General features: G+C 45.1%; 14 protein-coding genes. 3 read left to right on the forward strand and 11 right to left on the reverse strand.

Features of this window, described 5'->3' with window-relative positions; all coding sequences use genetic code 11:
- Nucleotides 1–9: 9 nt before the first annotated feature.
- The 8 genes from ACKTT9_RS25960 to ACKTT9_RS25995 form a co-directional block, all read right to left on the reverse strand.
- Nucleotides 10–1,209, reverse strand: a complete 1,200-nt coding sequence (locus tag ACKTT9_RS25960; protein WP_407873113.1) for an MFS transporter — start codon at nt 1,207–1,209, stop codon at nt 10–12.
- Between the two features lie 65 nt (nt 1,210–1,274).
- Nucleotides 1,275–1,934, reverse strand: coding sequence for a hypothetical protein (locus ACKTT9_RS25965; protein WP_407868161.1), 660 nt, complete (start codon nt 1,932–1,934; stop codon nt 1,275–1,277).
- Between the two features lie 286 nt (nt 1,935–2,220).
- Complete coding sequence (locus tag ACKTT9_RS25970; protein WP_407868162.1) at nt 2,221–3,519, reverse strand: ABC transporter substrate-binding protein; 1,299 nt, start codon at nt 3,517–3,519, stop codon at nt 2,221–2,223.
- Between the two features lie 42 nt (nt 3,520–3,561).
- Nucleotides 3,562–4,716, reverse strand: coding sequence for an efflux RND transporter periplasmic adaptor subunit (locus ACKTT9_RS25975; RefSeq protein ID WP_407868163.1), 1,155 nt, complete (start codon nt 4,714–4,716; stop codon nt 3,562–3,564).
- Nucleotides 4,717–4,758: 42 nt separating this feature from the next.
- Nucleotides 4,759–5,619, reverse strand: coding sequence for a carbohydrate ABC transporter permease (locus ACKTT9_RS25980; RefSeq protein ID WP_407868164.1), 861 nt, complete (start codon nt 5,617–5,619; stop codon nt 4,759–4,761).
- 11 nt (nt 5,620–5,630) lie between these two features.
- Nucleotides 5,631–6,494, reverse strand: coding sequence for a carbohydrate ABC transporter permease (locus ACKTT9_RS25985; protein ID WP_407868165.1), 864 nt, complete (start codon nt 6,492–6,494; stop codon nt 5,631–5,633).
- Between the two features lie 115 nt (nt 6,495–6,609).
- Nucleotides 6,610–7,698, reverse strand: a complete 1,089-nt coding sequence (locus ACKTT9_RS25990) for a sensor histidine kinase (protein ID WP_407868166.1) — start codon at nt 7,696–7,698, stop codon at nt 6,610–6,612.
- Entirely contained in the window at nt 7,691–8,383 is a 693-nt protein-coding gene (locus ACKTT9_RS25995; protein ID WP_407868167.1) for a response regulator transcription factor, read from the reverse strand. Before ACKTT9_RS25995 ends, ACKTT9_RS25990 begins: the two co-directional genes overlap by 8 nt.
- Before the next feature lie 355 nt (nt 8,384–8,738).
- On the opposite strand from ACKTT9_RS25995, the gene ACKTT9_RS26000 reads away from it, so the two are divergent.
- Together ACKTT9_RS26000 and ACKTT9_RS26005 are read left to right on the forward strand one after the other, a co-directional pair.
- Nucleotides 8,739–9,143: an Rrf2 family transcriptional regulator gene (locus tag ACKTT9_RS26000; protein ID WP_407868168.1), complete on the forward strand. Its 405-nt coding sequence runs from the start codon at nt 8,739–8,741 to the stop codon at nt 9,141–9,143.
- A 72-nt stretch (nt 9,144–9,215) separates the two neighbouring features.
- Nucleotides 9,216–9,851, forward strand: a complete 636-nt coding sequence (locus ACKTT9_RS26005) for an NAD(P)-dependent oxidoreductase (protein ID WP_407868169.1) — start codon at nt 9,216–9,218, stop codon at nt 9,849–9,851.
- 58 nt (nt 9,852–9,909) lie between these two features.
- Here the strand turns inward: ACKTT9_RS26005 and ACKTT9_RS26010 are convergent, their stop codons facing one another.
- A complete protein-coding gene (locus tag ACKTT9_RS26010; RefSeq protein WP_407868170.1) occupies nt 9,910–10,650 on the reverse strand; it encodes an SDR family oxidoreductase in 741 nt (246 codons plus the stop codon).
- A 174-nt stretch (nt 10,651–10,824) separates the two neighbouring features.
- Between ACKTT9_RS26010 and ACKTT9_RS26015 the strand changes: the two genes are divergently transcribed.
- Nucleotides 10,825–11,406, forward strand: coding sequence for a TetR/AcrR family transcriptional regulator (locus ACKTT9_RS26015; RefSeq protein WP_407868171.1), 582 nt, complete (start codon nt 10,825–10,827; stop codon nt 11,404–11,406).
- Nucleotides 11,407–11,454: 48 nt separating this feature from the next.
- On the opposite strand, the gene ACKTT9_RS26020 is transcribed toward ACKTT9_RS26015, so the two are convergent.
- Both ACKTT9_RS26020 and ACKTT9_RS26025 read right to left on the reverse strand, forming a co-directional pair.
- Nucleotides 11,455–13,143 (reverse strand): methyl-accepting chemotaxis protein, encoded by a 1,689-nt coding sequence (locus ACKTT9_RS26020; RefSeq protein WP_407868172.1) that lies wholly within the window; start codon nt 13,141–13,143, stop codon nt 11,455–11,457.
- A gap of 164 nt (nt 13,144–13,307) precedes the next feature.
- Nucleotides 13,308–18,647, reverse strand: coding sequence for an S-layer homology domain-containing protein (locus tag ACKTT9_RS26025; protein ID WP_407868173.1), 5,340 nt, complete (start codon nt 18,645–18,647; stop codon nt 13,308–13,310).
- Between the last annotated feature and the right edge of the window lie 196 nt (nt 18,648–18,843).

Below are 18,843 nucleotides of genomic sequence, written 5' to 3' on the forward strand. Positions count from 1 at the left end.
TTGCTAGATTCAGATAAGCTCTTTTTGCTTTTTTAAAATGAGGTACAAAATGAAACTGCAAACTGCGCAGATCGCAGCGCACAACCCGATGAACCCATATCCGGTCTGGAGACCGCGAATCAAGCCGATTTGCGTGTCCGATCCAACCCCGTTTTTGACCAATTCAATAACGCCGCCAATGAGATAGTTGCCGATGACACTGCCGACGCCCATGAGCGTAACCGTGAATGTAATGGCCGTATCGGTTCCGTTCGGGTACCTTTTGGCAATAAAAGCCATAACGGTTGGATAAATCATCGCGATCCCGATTCCCGCCGCTGCGAATAGGAAGGCAAGTGGTTCCCCGCCCACTATAGCACCAAACGTGCATACCGCAGAAAATCCAGAGAAAATAATCAGCGACAAAATGAATCCTATTTTATCCGTAATCGGACCCAAAATTAACCTTGCAAGCGTAAAACAAAGAAAAAAGGCAGAAAGCATGCCGGAAGCCTTCACATCTTCCCACTTGTACGCTTTTTCCAGGAAATTGACTAACCACCCGCCTACCGCGAGCTCCGATACAACGCCAAATGAAAGAATCAGGACCATGAACCACAGAACTCGATCACGCATCAGTGTTTTCAAAGGAACCCGGTCTTCATGGGCAACTTCATCGGAAGGAAAGGAGCTGCGCAATGCAAAAAGGATGGGTAGTATCGACAATGAAAGCATGGCCACATACATGCCGCGCCAATCGAGCATATGCCCGAATACGCTTACAGACATAAGTCCTGTCGCAATCAACGGAGCAACCGTGGAACTAAGTCCATAGAAGCCATGCGTGAGATTCATCATCGTTCCCGTATTTTTCACAAAGATTCTCGCCCCCAGAATCGCGAGTGCAATCTCCAGCATCCCGTTGCCGATATACATGAGAAAATAGGAAGAGGAAAACATTGGAAAACTTTTAGATAAATAGATACACACACCTGAAAGGATCATCACGCTAAAAGCAGCGATACTGACGATTTTAATTCCCCATAGGCGGGTTAAAAAAGCCGTGAAGGAGCAAGCGATGAGATAACCCAGCGCGTTGAGAGACAGCAGTGTTCCAAGCTGCGATTCATTCAGCATAAAATCGAATTGAATGCGCGGGATCGCGGGTCCCTTAATATTTTCTGAAAAGCCAAACACAATGAAGCCTAGAAAAATCGTAGCCAGTTGCATGGCGTAGATCTTTTTGGACTGTTCCAAACGTTGTTCCACGTTGTTATTCCTCCATGCAGCTTAATTCATTTGTAGTCGCCTAAGTAATACGCAAAGATGGGTTCAATCTGTTTGAAGTACAGATAGCCGTCTTCTTCCCAAGGCTGGAAGTGCAAATCCATGCGCGAATCCTGCCAGTTCTCGGGAGTTCCCTTTGTTTTCAAACGACCAGGTACAACCGGCTCTTCAATAACCTTTGGAAACTCTTGATAACCAAACAGCAGGTTCTCGTGCATCGCAATGATTTCGTATTTGTCCCCTGTGAACGACCGCTCTTCCTGAAGCTGATAATGATAATAGATATAACTGCTGATCATTTCAGGTTTCAAATGCGCAACTCGCCCGACACGCTTTTCTACCCGCTCCTTGCGCAGCCAGTGTTCGGTATCCGCCGGCTCATTAAAGTGGAACACGTCAATCATTGGAATCCACTTGCGCGGTTCTGCATGACCAGGCCAGTCCTTCAGATAGGGCACAGCTGCACCGGCGATTTCAAGAGGACTTAACCGAACGTCTATACACTCATAATAGAGGAATAGACTATTTCTCCACACATAAGCAGCAGCGGTCATCAACTCACCTTGCATGATGCGTTGCTTGGCTTGCTCACTTGTTTCTAACGCTTTTACACCTGTTGATACTTGCCCCTCTTGAAATTCCGCTCGATAAATCATTCTTGTAATCATTTAAACTCTGCCTCAACTTTCTATGAGATCATGATCAACAAAACTGATTATACCACTGTTCACCAAGGTGCGGCGCGACAAAAAAAGACCCTCAGCTCTGTGCTGAGGATCTTCTGTTTACTTCAAACTCTAAACATCCTAACCAAATCGTTAAGCTCATACCTCATTTTTTGCAATTCCTCAGTGGCTTGAAAGATATCTTCCATGGATGCCGTCTGTTCAAGGGAAGAGGCTGCGAGGTTTTGAAAAAGTCGGTTTATATGAAGGCACTGCTCTGTCATGTACCCTACTCGTTCAAGAAGGTTGTTGCCTTGCTCTGGATCAGCTTCGCTACTTCCAGCGCGGACTTCTGCTCACCAAAGAAAGCTCTAGCCTCATCCCCTATCATGGCGATCACACTGCCGTCTACCATCGGATAATTATCCGCCGTACTGAGGAGCTGTTTGAACTTATTGAATTCTTCATCCGACACCTTAGGCACTTTCCCGTCCTTCAGCTTATACGTACCGCTTTTCACCTGTTCCTGAATGCTGTTTAATTTCTTCTCATTCACAGACTTAAGCAGTGAAAAGCCTTCTCTGTCTTGCAGAGACTGCCCCTCTTCCGATAACAAGAAGGCAATTACCTTCCAAGCCTCCTCTTTCACCGGAGATTTGGCTTGAATAGCAAGCTGGGTCGAGGTGACAATCCGAGTTCCACCTGTTTGTTCAGGTTTTTGCAGCAGCTTCGGATTGGCGAAAAACTGATGCAAACCATCTATAAAATCTACAGGTGATCGCAAAACGGTAGAATAGAACATTTGCTTGCCTACATCCGCTGATTCCGAGGTCATGACTTTGTCATTATACATTTTCTTAATTTGCTGCATCGCTTCAATGAACAAAGGGGAGTCGAATGTTGCCTTTTTCGCTGTATGATCAACAAATTGTGCGTAATGATCGACCATCATTTCTTGCAGTAGAATTTCTGGCGGATCATTGGCTAATGCGTAACGTCGTTCCGTGCCGCTTTGCCCCATTTTCTTCGATGTCTCCGCAAACTGCTTCCAGGTCCAGTTCTTATCGTCAACCTTCGTTTTTTCAAGAATATCTCCATCACCGACGAAAGCCCGCAGAGAGAAACCAGAAGGAATCGTATACAAACCTCCATTTAACTTTAAGGCCTCCAACACATTTGTTTGCAAATCACTTTTATTCACTGTTTGGTCTTGTTGCATGAGGTCAGTCATGTTCAGCAGAAGCTTTTTGTCCAAATACTCGCCGATTGGCAGTGAACTGATTTCGAAGATATCAGGCCCTTTTTCTGATAGCAGAGCTGCATTCGTCGTCTTCTGGTATTTCTCATAATCATTCGTAAACTGAATTTGAAGGTCGATGTCAGGGTACTTTTCTTCAAACTTCTTCTCTAGTGTCTGGAAATAAGGATTTGCCGCTTGTAAAGACATCGTAACGACCGTTTTCCCCTTTGCCGACCCTGATCCTGTGACCTCCTTGCTTGCCTCTGAGTCATCATTGCTTCCGGAACTGCACGCGGTCGCTACCGCCATTAAAAAACTCATAATTATGATTGATTGACACTTCTTCATCGTATGAATCCTCCTATCATTCTCTCTCATCTGCATGCTTAATTACTCCAGACGTACTCGGTTTCCATCTTGTAAAGGCTCACTGCTCTCCAAGATCACCATATCTTCCTCATAAAGGCTATCGGATTGAACCATCGTTTCTTTGCTATTTCTTTCGCTGTATTGCAACCTGACTTTACGGACTATGAATTCGTTGCCCAGCGCATTTCTCATCTCTTCCAATTTATAAACAAACATACCTTCTCGATCCTGATGAATCGCTTCATTCGATATCATCCATCCCTCTTTACCCGATCGCTTCTCCAGCTTGATTCGAACCTCCTCACCCCCGTTCAATTCAGCATCAACGACCTTCACGCGAAGAACCTTCTGAGGCACTGTTATCGTCTTGCCTGCCTCTCCATCAGAGGAGCTTACGGTTCGAGATTCTGCATCCGCCATTTCATCAACTGTACCGTTGATGATACGCGTATAGGGTTCCTGACCAGCGTGTACTTCGACCTCTACCTTCTCTCCCGCCGACATCCCTAAGCTGGACAGAAGAGTTGAATCAACGGATAGATCGAAGCGGTAGCCAAGGCTACTGTTCGTGATAAGGATCTCCGATTCTCCCGCCGAAACCAGCCCTTCCGTAGCATTTACTTTCGTTATAAAGCCATCGAACGGAGCCTTCATTTCCTTATAGGCTGCCAGAGCATCTCTAAATCCGTTAATTTTGCGCTCCTGCGCAGCCAGATCGAGCTTTCTCGTCTCAAGATCGCGCCTTGCCGTTCGAATCTTGATGTCGTCCCCGTCCATGGTTGACTGGATGAACTGGTCTTGCACATTCTGAAGCTCGATGTTTTGCTTGTCCAAGTTGGTTATAGCGTCTTCCAGCTCATGTTCAGCCACTTTGCTGTCATAACGGATGAGCGATTGCCCCTTTTTGACATGATCACCTCCTTTAACGAGAATCTGCTGCACTTTCCACCCGGCCGTATTCGACAGTTTAGCCTCATAGAAAGGTTGTAGGCTGCCGCTGCCTTCGATTGTAAATACAAGACTCCCTTTCACCGGCTTTTCCGTTCTCACTTTCGGTAATGCTAACGACTGCAAGGTATTACTGAATAGCGAAAAGAACGCAAGTAATCCCATAAAAACAAGGAATACAACTTGAATGCTTTTCTTTCGGCCAGATACAGCCGGCTCCTTTTCCAACCCCGTTCCCCCTTTCTTCTCTCCTATATACTTTTCGCAATACTAACCCTTGAGGCCAGACAATTGAATACCTTCTATGAAGTACGATTCCGCGTACAGAAACAGCAGCACCATCGGAGCCATATAGAGCACGGATGCAGCAAAAGCAATCCCCGGCTCGCCGCTTATCCTGGATAAATAGACGGACAAAGGCTGCTTGAACGGATCTTCCAGAAAAACAATTGGCTGCTCCACCATGTTCCAATAGTCAACGAATAAAAGAAGAATTAGGGCAGCCAAACCCGGCGAAATCATAGGAACAATAATGGTGTAGAAAATCCGCAAATGACCGGCTCCATCCATCTTGGCCGCTTCCATATAGGCATATGGAATTTCCAGCATGAACTGTCTAAGCATGAACACGCCGAAGGCTGCGAAAATACCTGGTAAAATGATCGCACTCGGACTATTCAAAAGCCCCAGCTTATCCGCCATCATATAATTAGGCACCAGAGTCACTTGAAACGGCATCAGCATCGTAAAGACATATACGAGAAACAAGGGCTCTCGCCCGCGAAATCGCAGCTTGGAGAAGGCATAAGCGGCAAGCGATGCTACCAAGCTCTGGCCTGCGATAATCGGTACGACCATAAAAACCGAATTCCAGAACATTTCCAAGTATCTAGGGCTGCCGACTAACACCTTGCCATACTGTTCCAAGGTCACTTGATCCGGGAGTAATTTTAGATTCACGAAACGAGCCGCTTTGTTCATCTGCCCAATAGTGCTGTAATTGATGCTGATTTCTTGGGCAGTCATTAATGAATTGGTAAAAGTGATAACAATAGGAAATAACAACACGAAGGCTATGACGCCCATAACAATCGTTAACGCAATTTTTCGCAGGATACCAGCAACAAGCACGACTCCTCCCCCTACTCCATAAACTGCCGATACCGGCGCTCTAGTTTAAACATGCCTATGACGATCAGAAGGATACAGCCGGCCATCAAAATCGCCGATGCAGTCAGCTTCTGAATATCCAACGACGTGAACATGTTGTTCATATAATGCTGCAGCATATAGATACTTTCATGTGGATAATCACCCGCAATCAGGTACGTTTCCCGGAATACTTTAAACGAATTAATGATCGACATGATGACTACAAAAAATATGGTGGATGTTAGATAGACCATCGTAATACTGCCAAACCGCCGTAAGCACCCAGCGCCTTCGATTTTGGCGGTTTCGTAATAATCCTTTGGAATTTGCTGAAGCCCCGCCAAGAAAAGAATCACGTTATAGCCGATGTTCTTCCATATATACACAACAATGATGACCGTTCGGGCATCATCCGTTTTCATCCAATCCACACGTGCGATCCCGTAGCTGCATAACCAGGCATTCAAAGAGCCGTTCCAGTCCAATAAAATCTGCCAGACAAGCAGGATCGAAGCAACAGGAACGACAAGCGGCAGTACATATGCCATACGAAGCCAATTGCGAAAATAAATATTTTGGTTTAACAACAGCGCCAAGCTAAGCGAAAGAAAAAGCATAAGCGGAACACTAACAACACTGAAGTAAAACGTGTTGAGTGCTGCCTTTCGGAAGGAGTCGCTTGCAATCAGCGCACGGTAATTATCCAATCCCACAAAGCGGCTATCTACCGTACTATCCAAGAAGGAATTGTACAATCCCATGGCAAACGGGATCAGGTAGAATAGCGCAAATCCGATACCGCTCGGCGCAAGAAACATCCATGCCACTGAAGCATCCTTACGTAAACCTTTCATCTGTTCCCTCCTCTCTTACATGTAGATTAAGATGAACTTTTTAAAAAAAAGCTGGGTAAAACTTAAAGTTTTTCTAAAGTCTTAGCAGAAAAAAACACCGCCTTGGTAGGCGATATCAACGTTGAGGGATTCGGACTTCAAATAGCGTACGAATTAAATTGCTTTGAACTGTGATGGTGCCATGATGCTGCTCAACGATATTCTTCACGATGAACAGGCCTAACCCGGAACCGCCTTTTTCATGCGTCCGGGCCATATCCCCTGTAAAAAACATATCAAAAAGATGCGGCAGCTCCTCCTGCGGAATACAATCTCCGTAATTGACCACTTGGATCACTGCCTCTCCTCCGTCCGAATGGCCAAGAATATCGATAAACTGCCCATCTGCGCCATAGCGAATGGCATTCGTCAGAAGATTTTCAAATACGCGTGCCAGCAGATCTCCGTCACCCCAAACGAGCAAATGCGGAGTAATATTCATTCTGACTGTTACGTTTTTTTTAGATACGACAGGAAATAATTCCTCCGATAATTGGAAGAGAAGCTCGTTGAGATCGATCGATCTTGTCTCGAGAGGAAGCGTGCCATAGTTCATTCGAGCGATTTCAAAAAGCTCGTCAATCAGCTTTTCCAATCGTTGTGCTTTCGTGTAAGCAATGCGCGTATAGTGATTCGTTTGATCCCCCGTTAGTCCATCCGATTGAAGGATGAAATCCAGATAACCAATCACTGAAGTCAGAGGCGTACGCAAATCATGAGCCAAATTCAGTACCAATTGTTCCTTGCTGCTTTCCGCAAAATCGCCCCTTTCCATCGCTTGCTGCAGCTTCTCGCTTGCCCGATTAATGTCTCTAGCCACATCTCCAAATTCATCCTTGGAGGACAGACGGATTCGGCGGTTGAAATCACCTTTCGCCAGTTGGTTAATTCCATTGGATATGACATGAAAATAAGTCGCATATCGTTTCGTGGAAAGATAGAAAAAATAAAAGGAGAGAGGAAGGAAAATGACGAGAAAAAAATTGATATCCCCGATATCTCTTATGAAATATCGAACTTTCGTTAAGGGATTCTCAAACTTGGTCGTGTAGTAATAGGATTGAAGGGCTTTAAAAAGGATGTAGGTAATCGTCGCTGATAGTGACATGCTTAAACTAAACCATAAAATCATTCTAAATCGAAAGCTGCGGAACATATTAGCCATGGAAGGAGTACCCCACCCCCCAGACGGTTTTAATCCGTTTGGTTTTATGTACGTCTTCCTCCAGCTTTTTCCGAAGAGAGCGAATATGCACCATGACTGTATTGCTTCCCTCGTAGTAGGTCTCACGCCACACTTGTTCGAAGATATGCTCCGAACTGAAAACCTTCTTGGGATGCCGGGCTAGCAGATATAAGATATCAAACTCTTTCGGAGTTAATTCTATGGGTTGGCCATATAAAAAAACAGTACGTTCTTCGGGATAGATGAACAATCCACTGGCCTCCAAAACGGGTCTAGCCGTTTGCGTCGATAGAATGAATTGCTTTGATCTCCTCAACTGCGCGTTAACTCGCGCTACCAACTCCATCGGGTTGAATGGCTTGGTCACATAATCATCCGCTCCTCTTACCAATCCCGCAATCTTATCGAGGTCGGACGTTTTTGCGCTTAAAAAAATGATAGGGAAGTGATGCTTCTCTCGAATCTGCCTGGTTACTTCATAACCATCCCGTTTAGGCATCATAATATCCAAAATCGCCAAATCAATGACATGTGTGTCACAGACAGCTATAGCCTCCTGACCGTCAGCTGCTTTCAGGCATCGGTAGCCTTCTTTCTCTAAATGAAGCTCGATAAGATCGGCAATCTCCGTCTCATCATCAGCGATCAAAATGGTAATCGACATCCTACATTCCCACCCCTATAAATTTCATTTGTCCAATAGCAGCTATGACCTGCCGCTTAATCAAGGATAGAGAAATTTATTTAAAAAGATATGGGGCTAAAAATTAAATCTTTCTTAAATTCTTTAAAACAAAAGCAACAGGTTGACAAAAAGAACACATGTAACTATTATTGTTACATGTAGGACGAGATTAACAAAAGGAGTGAATATTTATGTAGTGTATTTTAAAATTGGCGGCACTGCTATGACCATGTGGAAGCTAGAAGCTCATTTATCTGCTATAATGGGGTAAACGTGTCCTATGGAAAGAAGCCTCATCCTTTCATCAAGACACTTCCTTCGCGAGGTGATAATCATGGTTAACACACGTCTTTCCGTTGCCATTCATATAATGTCTCTAGTTCATACAAACCCTAAGGCCTCTTCCGATATGATTGCAGGAAGCGTCTCAACGAATCCCGTTGTCATTCGAAGAATTACCAGCATGTTGAAAAAATCCGGCTTACTATCTTCAAGAGTGGGCGTTGCCGGGTTTGCCCTGACCAAAAGTCCAAGCGAAATCACCTTGTATGATATCTATAAATCCGTCCAACTGGAGTCAGAGATTTTCAATATCCATGATAATCCGAATCCCAATTGTACAGTCGGCAGGGAAATTCAACAAACTTTGGATGTGACCTTTGAAAGTGTGAAAGCTGCCATGGAAAATGAGCTTAGAAATAAAACACTACAAGATGTTATCTATCATATCTTCAAGTAGTACGAGCTTTTTTTCGACCATGTTGTAACAATAACTATTACAAATAACTTAACCTTTTTAGGAGGAAAAACAATGAAAATCGCCATCATCGGAGCAACAGGAAAAGCGGGTAAAGTCATTATGGAAGAAGCCCTTTCAAGAGGGCATGAAGTAACGGCCTTTGTTAGAAGTGTGTCCAAAGTAGAAGAACGCAATGTACACGCTGTAGAAAAGAATATTTTTGACCTCACAGCTGACGATTTGAAGCCTTATGATGTTGTTGTAAATGCCTTCAACGCCGCGCCGGGACTTGAGCATCAGCATGTCGAGGCTGGTAAAGTGTTGTTTCAAGCCTTACAAGCTAACACACATACCAAATTAGTCGTGGTGGGCGGAGCTGGCAGTTTATTCGTTGACCAGGAGAAAACAACACGACTTTTCGATACGGAAAATTTCCCGGCTTTATACCTAAGTACCGCCAAAAATATGGGAGAAAACCTTAACGAACTGCTAAGCGCAGCTAACATCGTATGGACCTATATCAGCCCTTCCGCCTTTTTTGATTCAGAGGGCATTCGGACCGGGGCGTATACGACAGGAAAAGATCACTTGCTTGTCAATTCGCAAGGACAAAGCTATATCAGCTACGCTGATTACGCAATTGCGCTACTCGATGAAATCGAAAATCCTAAGCATGTCAACCAAAGATTTACGGTTGGATCGAAATAAGATTTTTGTAAAAAGAGATTAGGCTGCCGATCGTTTGTTATCGGCAGCCTCTTTTTGATTAAGCTAAAGCGGTGGGTCTAACCATGATTTCGCTGATCAGCGTATCATCCGGTTCGTTAATGGCAAATGCGATAGCTCTGGCAATACGATTAGGAGAAATCCCCAAGCCGCTTATTTGACCGGCTATCGCCTGCACTTCAGGGCTCGTAATGCTGTCAAACAGTTCGGTCTTTGTCAGACCCGGTGCAATCACGGTCGATCGAATATTCGAAGTCGCCGATTCTTCAAGCCGCAGTCCTTCCGAAATGGCTCTTACCGCGAACTTGGTAGCCGCATATACAGCCGATGTTGGTGACACCTGATAACCTGAAGTAGAAGACAGATTGATAATATGTCCAGATCGCTGCTCCCTCATCGCAGGCAGTACCGCGGCGATTCCATATAAAACGCCTTTGATGTTCACATCGATCATTTGATCCCACTCGGTTACTCTTAACTCATTCATCCTGGAACTCGGCATGACGCCTGCATTGTTCACCAGCACATCGATTCGGCCATATACACGCAAGGCAAACTTGGCCAATTGCTGCATATCTTCAGCTGAAGCGACGTCGGCTTTTACAGAAACAGCCTCGCCACCAGCCTGTTTGATTTCATCCACAATCGTGTGCAAGCGTTCCTCTCGTCTGGCGGCCAATACTACCTTTGCGCCATGTTGCGCCAACATTTTCGCTGTAGCTTCACCTATTCCACTGGATGCTCCTGTAATAATGACCACTTTACCTTGTACATTTTCCATCGTTAAACACTCCTTCAATGTTGAATATATTTAACACGTGTTGAATATTTAACGGCCGTTGATTAATATTATAGACAGAAGATCGGATTACTCAATGGTTGATTGATGCGGATTTGTTAGATATCCAACATCACCCTTACAATTGTTGATTATCTGAAAGGAGGTAACACTAAGTTGGAAAACGTAGTTAAAACCGACCGCCGCATACTCAGAACGAAGCAAGCCATCACCAAGTCATTTTTGGAACTCTTTTCGGAAAAAGATTTTGAACAGATTACCATCAACGAAATCGCCGAGCGCGCCAATGTGAACCGCGGCACCATTTATCTGCATTATAGTGACAAATACGACCTCTTAGACAAATGCATCGAAGATCATATCAATGAATTAATTTCGCTTTGCACAAAGCGGGAGAATCCTTCGGTTTCGCAAGGCATGGTGCAGGAGCCCAAACCGATTTTTGATTATTTTCACGATAACTTTCCCTTCTTCTCCGCCATGTTTTCCAATCAAAGAGTTTTTCTATTCCGGGAACAACTGCTGAATTTTATCTCTGTCAATCTGATGGTTAAAATGAAAAAGCCGGACAATCAGCCGGACATCGATCTTGAGCTGAAAGCACAATTCATGGCCTCAGCTTTCATTGGCATTGTGGAGTGGTGGATACGCCATCAAATGCCGCATTCCACTCAGTTTATGGCCGACCAAGTAAAGAGTTTATTTGAAAATAATCAAGTTTACCCGGCGAATAAGTAAAAAAGTGCCCCTCACGCCAACTTCTTGGCTTTAGGACACCATCATGTTTTAAACTTTAAACTGTCTAATTATGACATGTAATTCTTCAGCAATCGTAGATAAATTTGCAGCTGAGGACGAAATATCCTCCATGGATGCTAATTGCTCCTCGGCTGATGCGGATGCCTCTTGCGTTCCTGCAGCAATATTCCCCGAAGCTTCGGAAATGAACTGCATGGCGTGAACCAATTGTTCCGTGCCCGAGGCTGCATGAAGAACCGCAGATGACACTTCTTGGATCTGAGTTGACACTTCTTGGATAGCAGTCTCAATATGCTCGAACGACTCTCCTGCTGTATTAACCACTTCGATGCCTACAGCTACTTCCTTCGTTGTAAATTCCACGGATTGAACAGCCTTAGCTGCCTCCTCCTGAATCATACCGATTAATTGAGAAATTCGCTCAGCGGAATTGGCCGATTGCTCCGCTAATTTACGAACCTCATTCGCAACAATCGCAAAACCGCGTCCTTGCTCTCCTGCTCTAGCTGCTTCAATAGCTGCATTCAAGGCCAGTAGATTCGTCTGCATGGAGATGCCGGCCATCACTTCAATAATCTGCCCAATCTCTTGGGAACGTTCGCCTAGACCTTTAATATTTTTCGATAAACCATTAACGGTCTGATGAATGGCACTCATCTGTTTACCAACCGTCTCTATGGCACCCCCGCCTTGCGCTGCCTTCTCTGCCGCTTCCATAGCCGCATCTGTGACAGAGTGCGCATTTCTCGCAATTTGCTGCACACGATCGGATATTTCACTCACCGTTTCTAAAGTTTCCTCCGCACTTTGAACTTCTTTTTCAGTACTCGACGCAATATCTTGCATCGTGATGGAGATCATCTCTGTGGCATGACTCGTTTGTTCAGCACTTGTTGTTAACTCTTCAGCTGCTGCAGCCACTTGCTCAGAATTTATTCTCACTTGCACAATAATGTCACGCAAGCTTTCCGCCATATCATTCGAAGCGTGGATTAATTGGCCGATTTCGTCCTTCACATTCGTTATCATTTTATCCTCCATTAAATTGCCTGCAGAAATGGATTTCATTCTGGAAACAACTTTAATAATCGGGGATACAATTTGATTCGCAATGAAAAGAGCCAGTATTATTCCTATGATTATGGCGATGATAGAAAGAGTTCCAATATTCAACTCCAAACGGTTTCCGCTAGATAACAACACACTTCCCAGTTCATGAATCTCCGATTCTCTGGTCAGCGCTAATTTGTTAAAGCCTTCGTCAATTTCACGTCCTTTAGGAGTTACTTCATCTTTTAAAATTTGGATAGCCAATTCCTTATTGCCGCTGTCGTAAGCAGGAAATAACTTTTGTTCAATTACCTGCCTCCACTGAACACTTTTTGCTACTAGATCTTTCGCTTCCTGCGAAGTCGTTATAGCTAAAAGTTGTTCCTGGTACTCCTTGCTCTCTTCCGTAGTTTCCAAGAACCTTTTTTTATAATCCGCATCCCCAAATATGATATAACCCCTTACCAAGGCTATCCGTTTTTGTATATTTCCGCTTAGCTTTTCATCAATAACCAACTTCGTGACATCACTCGTTACAATTTGTTTGACACTCCCATTGAAAACGTTTACTTGCGTGTAAATAAAAACAAACATTACAACGAACAACACCAAAACAGCCGAGAAACCAAGTAAAATTTTAAGACGTAAACTCTTCAATTTCTTCATTGTCAGCTCTCCATCACCATTTTGTATTATATATACGACAAAATATATGATACATCTTTTACCTCCAAAGATAAACTACTTTTTCATTCTGCTGTAATCCACTCTCGCATGAAAAACGATCGCTCCTGGTTTCTAGATACCAGAGAGCGATCGTTGCAAAATAATTATTTTTTATTTTCCATTGCTTTGAGCAGTGTCGCTAGCATTTTAGCTGCCTCAGCTCTAGTTGCACTCTTAGCAGGTGCAAATTGGTTGTTCGGCAATCCGTTAATAATCCCGGCTTGCTGCGCGAATTTCACCGCTTCAACCGCATAAGAGGAAATACTTGCTTCGTCCCCGAACTGATTCGGTGTTACGTTGCTTTCCAACTTATATCCAACGAGATTGGTTAATCGGATCAGGATGACAGCCATTTGTTCCCTGGAGATGTTCGCATTTGGAGCAAAAGATTCTGCGTCGATCCCATTGACGACTTTATTTTTCTCCGCCCATGCAACATACGGCGCATACCAATCGGTTGACTTAACATCCGCGAATGTACTGTTTGTATATGCGGAGACATCAGCACCAGCGGCACCTGCGATAAGTTTTACAAATTCGCCACGCGTAATTTCATTATTCGGGGAGAACTCATTGTCGCTTACTCCGCTGATAATGTCTTTGCCAGTCAGATAATAAATATCCGATTTTGCCCAGTGCTCATCCGCATCTTTAAAATCAAGAATTTTTTGCGATGTCAGCATGTACTCAGCTGCTGTTGTCGTTGTGAACGGAATCGCTACGTTTCCGTTTTCGTCTACAGTAAGCTCGGATACGAGTACAGGAGCTTGATCCGCGGAATTTACCGCGTAGAAGAACAGCTTTTTCCCCGCTTGCTCTTGGCTCGTCGGGATCTCAAGTGTCATTTTCCCCGGAAGAGCTCCGTTTTGGTTGAGAGACAAGCCCATAACAACTTTCTTTGTATTGACTTGAACTGGCGTCGAAACTTTCCCTGCGGGAGCTTGATTTTTGACGTTAACTCCCAAGTCTACGTCAGCATTAGGATTCGTAATGTCAGAGCCATTGACTTTCCATTTGTAGCCGTTACCTTCGAACGTCATCGTCGCGTTCTTGTCTTTCGCGAGCTCCGCGAAGACGCCGGATTTCACGATGCTGTCCTTGGTGAGATCGACATTCGGTTTCGTCGGAGGAGCGATCACGATCGGACCGGAATTACCCAGGTTGCCATTGCCTGAATCCTCATGGCCTGATGCCGGAGGCGTAGGCGGCTTAGGAATGATTTTCGCGATGGCTGTGGCATTCAAACCGCTAAACGTAGCTGTAATCTCTTCATCGCCTTCGGCATCCGCAATGATAACTCCCTCATCTTGCATGTGTGCTTTTCCGTTCTTGAAGCTGAAGGTAACGTCCTTCGCGTCAAGGGCGTAAACCACGCCGTAAGCGTTAGTCGCTTTAATCGTCGGGATGAATGTATCACCGACTTCCGTTTCCGCAGGAACGGACAATTCAAGCTTGACCGGTTGGACGTCCGTCGGCTTAACTGTCTCGACCGAAATCGAATTACTCTTTCCGCCGGATGTTGCCGTAATGATTGCCGTACCGGAAGACTTTGAAGTGACAACGCCATTTGTATCCACGGAAGCTACGTCTTGGTTGCTGGATTTCCAGTCAATCCCAACTAATTTGCGATTATTGATTTGAGTCAAGTAATTAGCAGGATACTCCCTGAAGTCCCCGAACAAATCCATTTGGACTTGGGATCCGATTACCGTGTTCATTTTGCCCGAAATAATCGCTTCGTTAGTAATGTAAACCTTCGTCAAGAGAGGATCGAAAGTATACGCCATTTTGCCGCCCGAAACCGTCATCTTACCTGTACCCAACAAATCTCCATCGCTATGCGGGAGATACGTCTTGTCGGCACCGTTACCGGTAATGATGTATTTGACTCCGCCGACATCCCAAGTTTGAAGAGAATGCAAATGTCCGAAAATACTGTAGATATCCGCATCTGGATGCTCGAGCTTGTAATTGCTTAGAATAGACTCGTATTTCGCGGCGTCCTTCGGATCCATTTCATGTTTGGTGCCGAATGCGTCGCGCGTAATCACATGGTCAAGAACGATAATGTTTTTCTTCGTATTTTTCTTCAAAACTTCTTCCAACCAATGGAACTGGGTGGAATCCGACAAGGTAAGACTTTGGATATATGCCGAATTCAACATGATGATCAGCGTATTTCCATAATTGAAATGCATCGTCGGAGAACCGAATTTCTTATAGTAGATATCCAAGGTGTTCTGGAACGCTTCATGATTACCCGCCAATACGAAGAACGGTTTAGAATCTGCGGCCCCGAAATACTTGTTGACGAAATCCGATGCTTGATCGTATTGCAGTTGAGAGCCGTCATCTACGATATCGCCCATATGCATGACTAATGAAGTATCATCCGCTGCAACCTTAGCGAACAATTTATCGGTAAACGCGTTGCCTTGCGTATCCGGAATCAGCGAGATTTTGAAGTTATCTCCATCTTGCGGTTGCGGAATCGAGGCCAAAGTCAATTGATCCTTATAAGTCGCCATGGCGTTCCCGGCTTTATCCCGAGCATTGATTCTCAGGGCATATTCACCATTCGCCAAGTCGCTTGTCGGTTCGGCATATCCCCAACCTGTGTCGGCGTCGTAATACACAGGCAGCTCGATATTATTCATCCTAACGGAGATGCTCTCCGGATCTACTTGCGATTTGCTGTCCAATAGTTTGAACGTGACCCTCGGCGTCGGAATTTTGACTTTGACGTCCTTCGTAGGAGTTACGTCTGTCATCGTCGGAGCTTCCTCGTCCGGAGTCAAATCCACATGATACGTTTTGTCGATATATGGAACGGATTCGTTGGGGGTTAACGCTTTGTCGTAGGCGTCTACGAATACTCTGTAGTCCCCTTGGGTTAGATTCTCCAACTTGAAGCTAAGACGACCGGTGGCTTTATCGTAAGTGTAATCCTTATAATCCACGTCATTGATTTTAACCGTGATTCTGTTCTCGTCTACCCCGGAGAGACTATCGGTAATCGTCGTCGAGAAATCAAGGGTACTGCTGAACAAGCCATCCGAAGAAGGACTTATCTCGGTAAACTCCGGACCGCTAACATCCGTAACCTCGTCCGTATAAATAAATTTCATATCATCGAAATAGACCGTTCCGGAATATGCCGGTTTCGATTTTATTGTCTCAACCATATACACATAGTTAAGACGAATCGGCAGCGCCCAGCCCTCAGGGATAGGCACTTCTATATACTTCCATCCAACCCAGTTTATATCATCCGTCTCCGTGGTCAGGTCGAGCGTCTTGTTCGAGGAATTGCCATCTCTAAAAATCGCCCTCAACCAAGGAGCTTTGCCGTCCCCGTATACCCACATGCCGAATCTCTTCGGGTATACGTCGGTCTTGTACGTTGCGTCCATTTGCGCCACGCTGGACCAATGCGGAAACAAGTTCATTGTTCCGTTCAAGCTTCTATTCGTCCATTTGGATGTGTCATAGCTCATTTTGAAGCTTTTGTCGCCTGAATGTTTGACCGTCGTGGATAGACTCAAGTAAGGGCTCGTTCCGGCGCTTCCTGCGTATTGATCTACATTGCCATAAGCGTAGCCGCCTAGATGGTAATTTTCTATCGGGTACTTCTCGAAATTGTCGATGACCTGCTCTTTGATGCCGACCGTAACTTGTGTAGTTAACGTCTTACCCGCAACCGTTGCCGTAAGCGTTGCCGTTCCGTTACTATCGTTAGATGTGACCAAACCGCTTTCGCTCACAGTACCGATACTGCCTGAGAGGCTCCACGTTGCCACAGAGGGGTCAATGTAAACCTGCGCCCCACTTGCATCGGTAGCGACAAATCCGAATTGCTTTTTCGCATTATTGTTCAAAACTACGTTGGTGCTCGTCAAAGCAATAGTAGCCACAGCATCCACGACCGACACTTTTGCGCTTCCCTTTACGTTATCGACTGTCGCGGAAACTTCTCCCGTGCCGATTCCGGTATTCGCAATATAATGGCCGTTCGGGTCGACACTTCCAATGGTCGATGCCCAAGATGCTGAACTATTGCCGTTTGAGATTGGATTGCCGAATTCATCCGCCAAACGATAGGAGAAATCGTATTTCGAACCGGTGTAAAGCGTCACGTTCTTATCGACAACCACGTTGCCGACCGTCGTGCCTTTCGTCGCCGTGCTGACAAATAACAAGGAGCTGGACACGAGTCTCGAGCCATTGACATCGCCAGGATGGCTAATGGTTACCGGACGATCACTGCCTGCTTGACGTGCGATCATCTCTGTTGAACCGCCGCCGTCCAGATTCAACGCATTGATGGCTCCCGCTTCTTGTAAATATTTACCAAGATCAGGAAGACCTGTTCCAACGCTTCCCGAATAACTAGAGCTTGGTTTGTCTACGGTTACCACAATAAGGCTTCCGTCTGCCTTCATGCCTAATGCTGTGCGCGCGTTAGCGACCGGATCTCCGCCATCCACCGCTACGCCGTCACGAACAAGCCAAGCGTTAGAGGTGATCGAAGTCACGATATCGTTGTTCAAAATATCTTGGTTCGCGGCATCATTGCCTACGTGTAAATCGTATTTAAAGCTAACCTCGGCGTTAGTCTGCAACGCCTGAACGATCGGCTTCGACGTGCCTACGCCTTCCAGAACGACGGAGTCGTCGGGAATATCAAAGCCTTCCGTCGATGTTACGTTAACGACGGTACCCGTGTAAGTTTGCCCCGGATGAACGCCATCGAAATTGTTGCCCACGCGGATCAACGCGAACACGGACTTGCCTTTGTCCGCATCGTAGTTATGCGTCATTTTACGTGTTTTCGTAATTTTGCTCGTATGGATGACTAAAGCGTTATTGACAGCTTGGTTTCGGTTAAGCAGGTTTACGTCGTAAACGGCCCCCGTAACCGTGAATTTTCCTTCAGCATGAATTTCTTTAATATCGGGCTTATTAGCGTTATCCATATAAAAACTGATGCGATCATTATCGCCTGGCATCTGGCTTACAATCAGCTCGCCGTCCTTTATCATTAACCCAAGCGGATTTCCGGATGTCCCACTGATATCGTAAAAATCGCCGTCAACTCCGGCAATGACTTGATTGCCTTTCAATATTTCCCTGTTTGCCTGATCGCCAATTGTTTCCACGGCGCTGATCGTATCGTACGCCTTGGCCGTGATGATCTTCGTGTTTGGATCGTTCGGTTTAATATCCAGACGGTTAACGACTACGCGATTGTTCGGTTTATAGTAGTTGCTGTATTCCTCCGTAGTAAAGTGGACGCCGGAGGACACTTTCTCGCTTCTCAGTACGTTGACCTCGCCCGGTGGAGCTGCATGGGCCGTCAAAGCGCCAATGCTTGATACATTCAGTACCGTCGCGATTGCCAGCAGCATTGCTGGAATTTTTTTGTTTCTAATGAATCTTTTCATACTTCTCTCCCTTCAATCGTGTAAAACGATTACGAGCAGCTATAAGAATAAAATATAGATGAAGCGCTTAATCTACTGAACAATACTTTTTCCTACTTCTTTTACCCTCCTTACTAACCTTTTTTACAATACGGTACTATACGACTTAACAAAGTTTCGTTCAATACATTCAAAAGAACGGAAACATGTTGAATTT

The sequence above is a fragment of the Paenibacillus sp. P36 genome (genome assembly GCF_045866505.1).
GTDB classification, from domain to species: Bacteria; Bacillota; Bacilli; order Paenibacillales; family NBRC-103111; genus Paenibacillus_E; species Paenibacillus_E chondroitinus.

Coding starts and splice junctions, on each gene's coding strand:
- ACKTT9_RS26005 (WP_407868169.1), top strand. CDS start 9,216: ATGAAAATCGCCATCATCGGAGCAACAGGAAAAGCGGGTAAAGTCATT.
- ACKTT9_RS25985 (WP_407868165.1), bottom strand. CDS start 6,494: ATGAAAGGTTTACGTAAGGATGCTTCAGTGGCATGGATGTTTCTTGCG.
- ACKTT9_RS26000 (WP_407868168.1), top strand. CDS start 8,739: ATGGTTAACACACGTCTTTCCGTTGCCATTCATATAATGTCTCTAGTT.
- ACKTT9_RS26025 (WP_407868173.1), bottom strand. CDS start 18,647: ATGAAAAGATTCATTAGAAACAAAAAAATTCCAGCAATGCTGCTGGCA.
- ACKTT9_RS25970 (WP_407868162.1), bottom strand. CDS start 3,519: ATGAAGAAGTGTCAATCAATCATAATTATGAGTTTTTTAATGGCGGTA.
- ACKTT9_RS25995 (WP_407868167.1), bottom strand. CDS start 8,383: ATGTCGATTACCATTTTGATCGCTGATGATGAGACGGAGATTGCCGAT.
- ACKTT9_RS26010 (WP_407868170.1), bottom strand. CDS start 10,650: ATGGAAAATGTACAAGGTAAAGTGGTCATTATTACAGGAGCATCCAGT.
- ACKTT9_RS25960 (WP_407873113.1), bottom strand. CDS start 1,209: ATGCAACTGGCTACGATTTTTCTAGGCTTCATTGTGTTTGGCTTTTCA.
- ACKTT9_RS25990 (WP_407868166.1), bottom strand. CDS start 7,698: ATGGCTAATATGTTCCGCAGCTTTCGATTTAGAATGATTTTATGGTTT.
- ACKTT9_RS25965 (WP_407868161.1), bottom strand. CDS start 1,934: ATGATTACAAGAATGATTTATCGAGCGGAATTTCAAGAGGGGCAAGTA.
- ACKTT9_RS26020 (WP_407868172.1), bottom strand. CDS start 13,143: ATGAAGAAATTGAAGAGTTTACGTCTTAAAATTTTACTTGGTTTCTCG.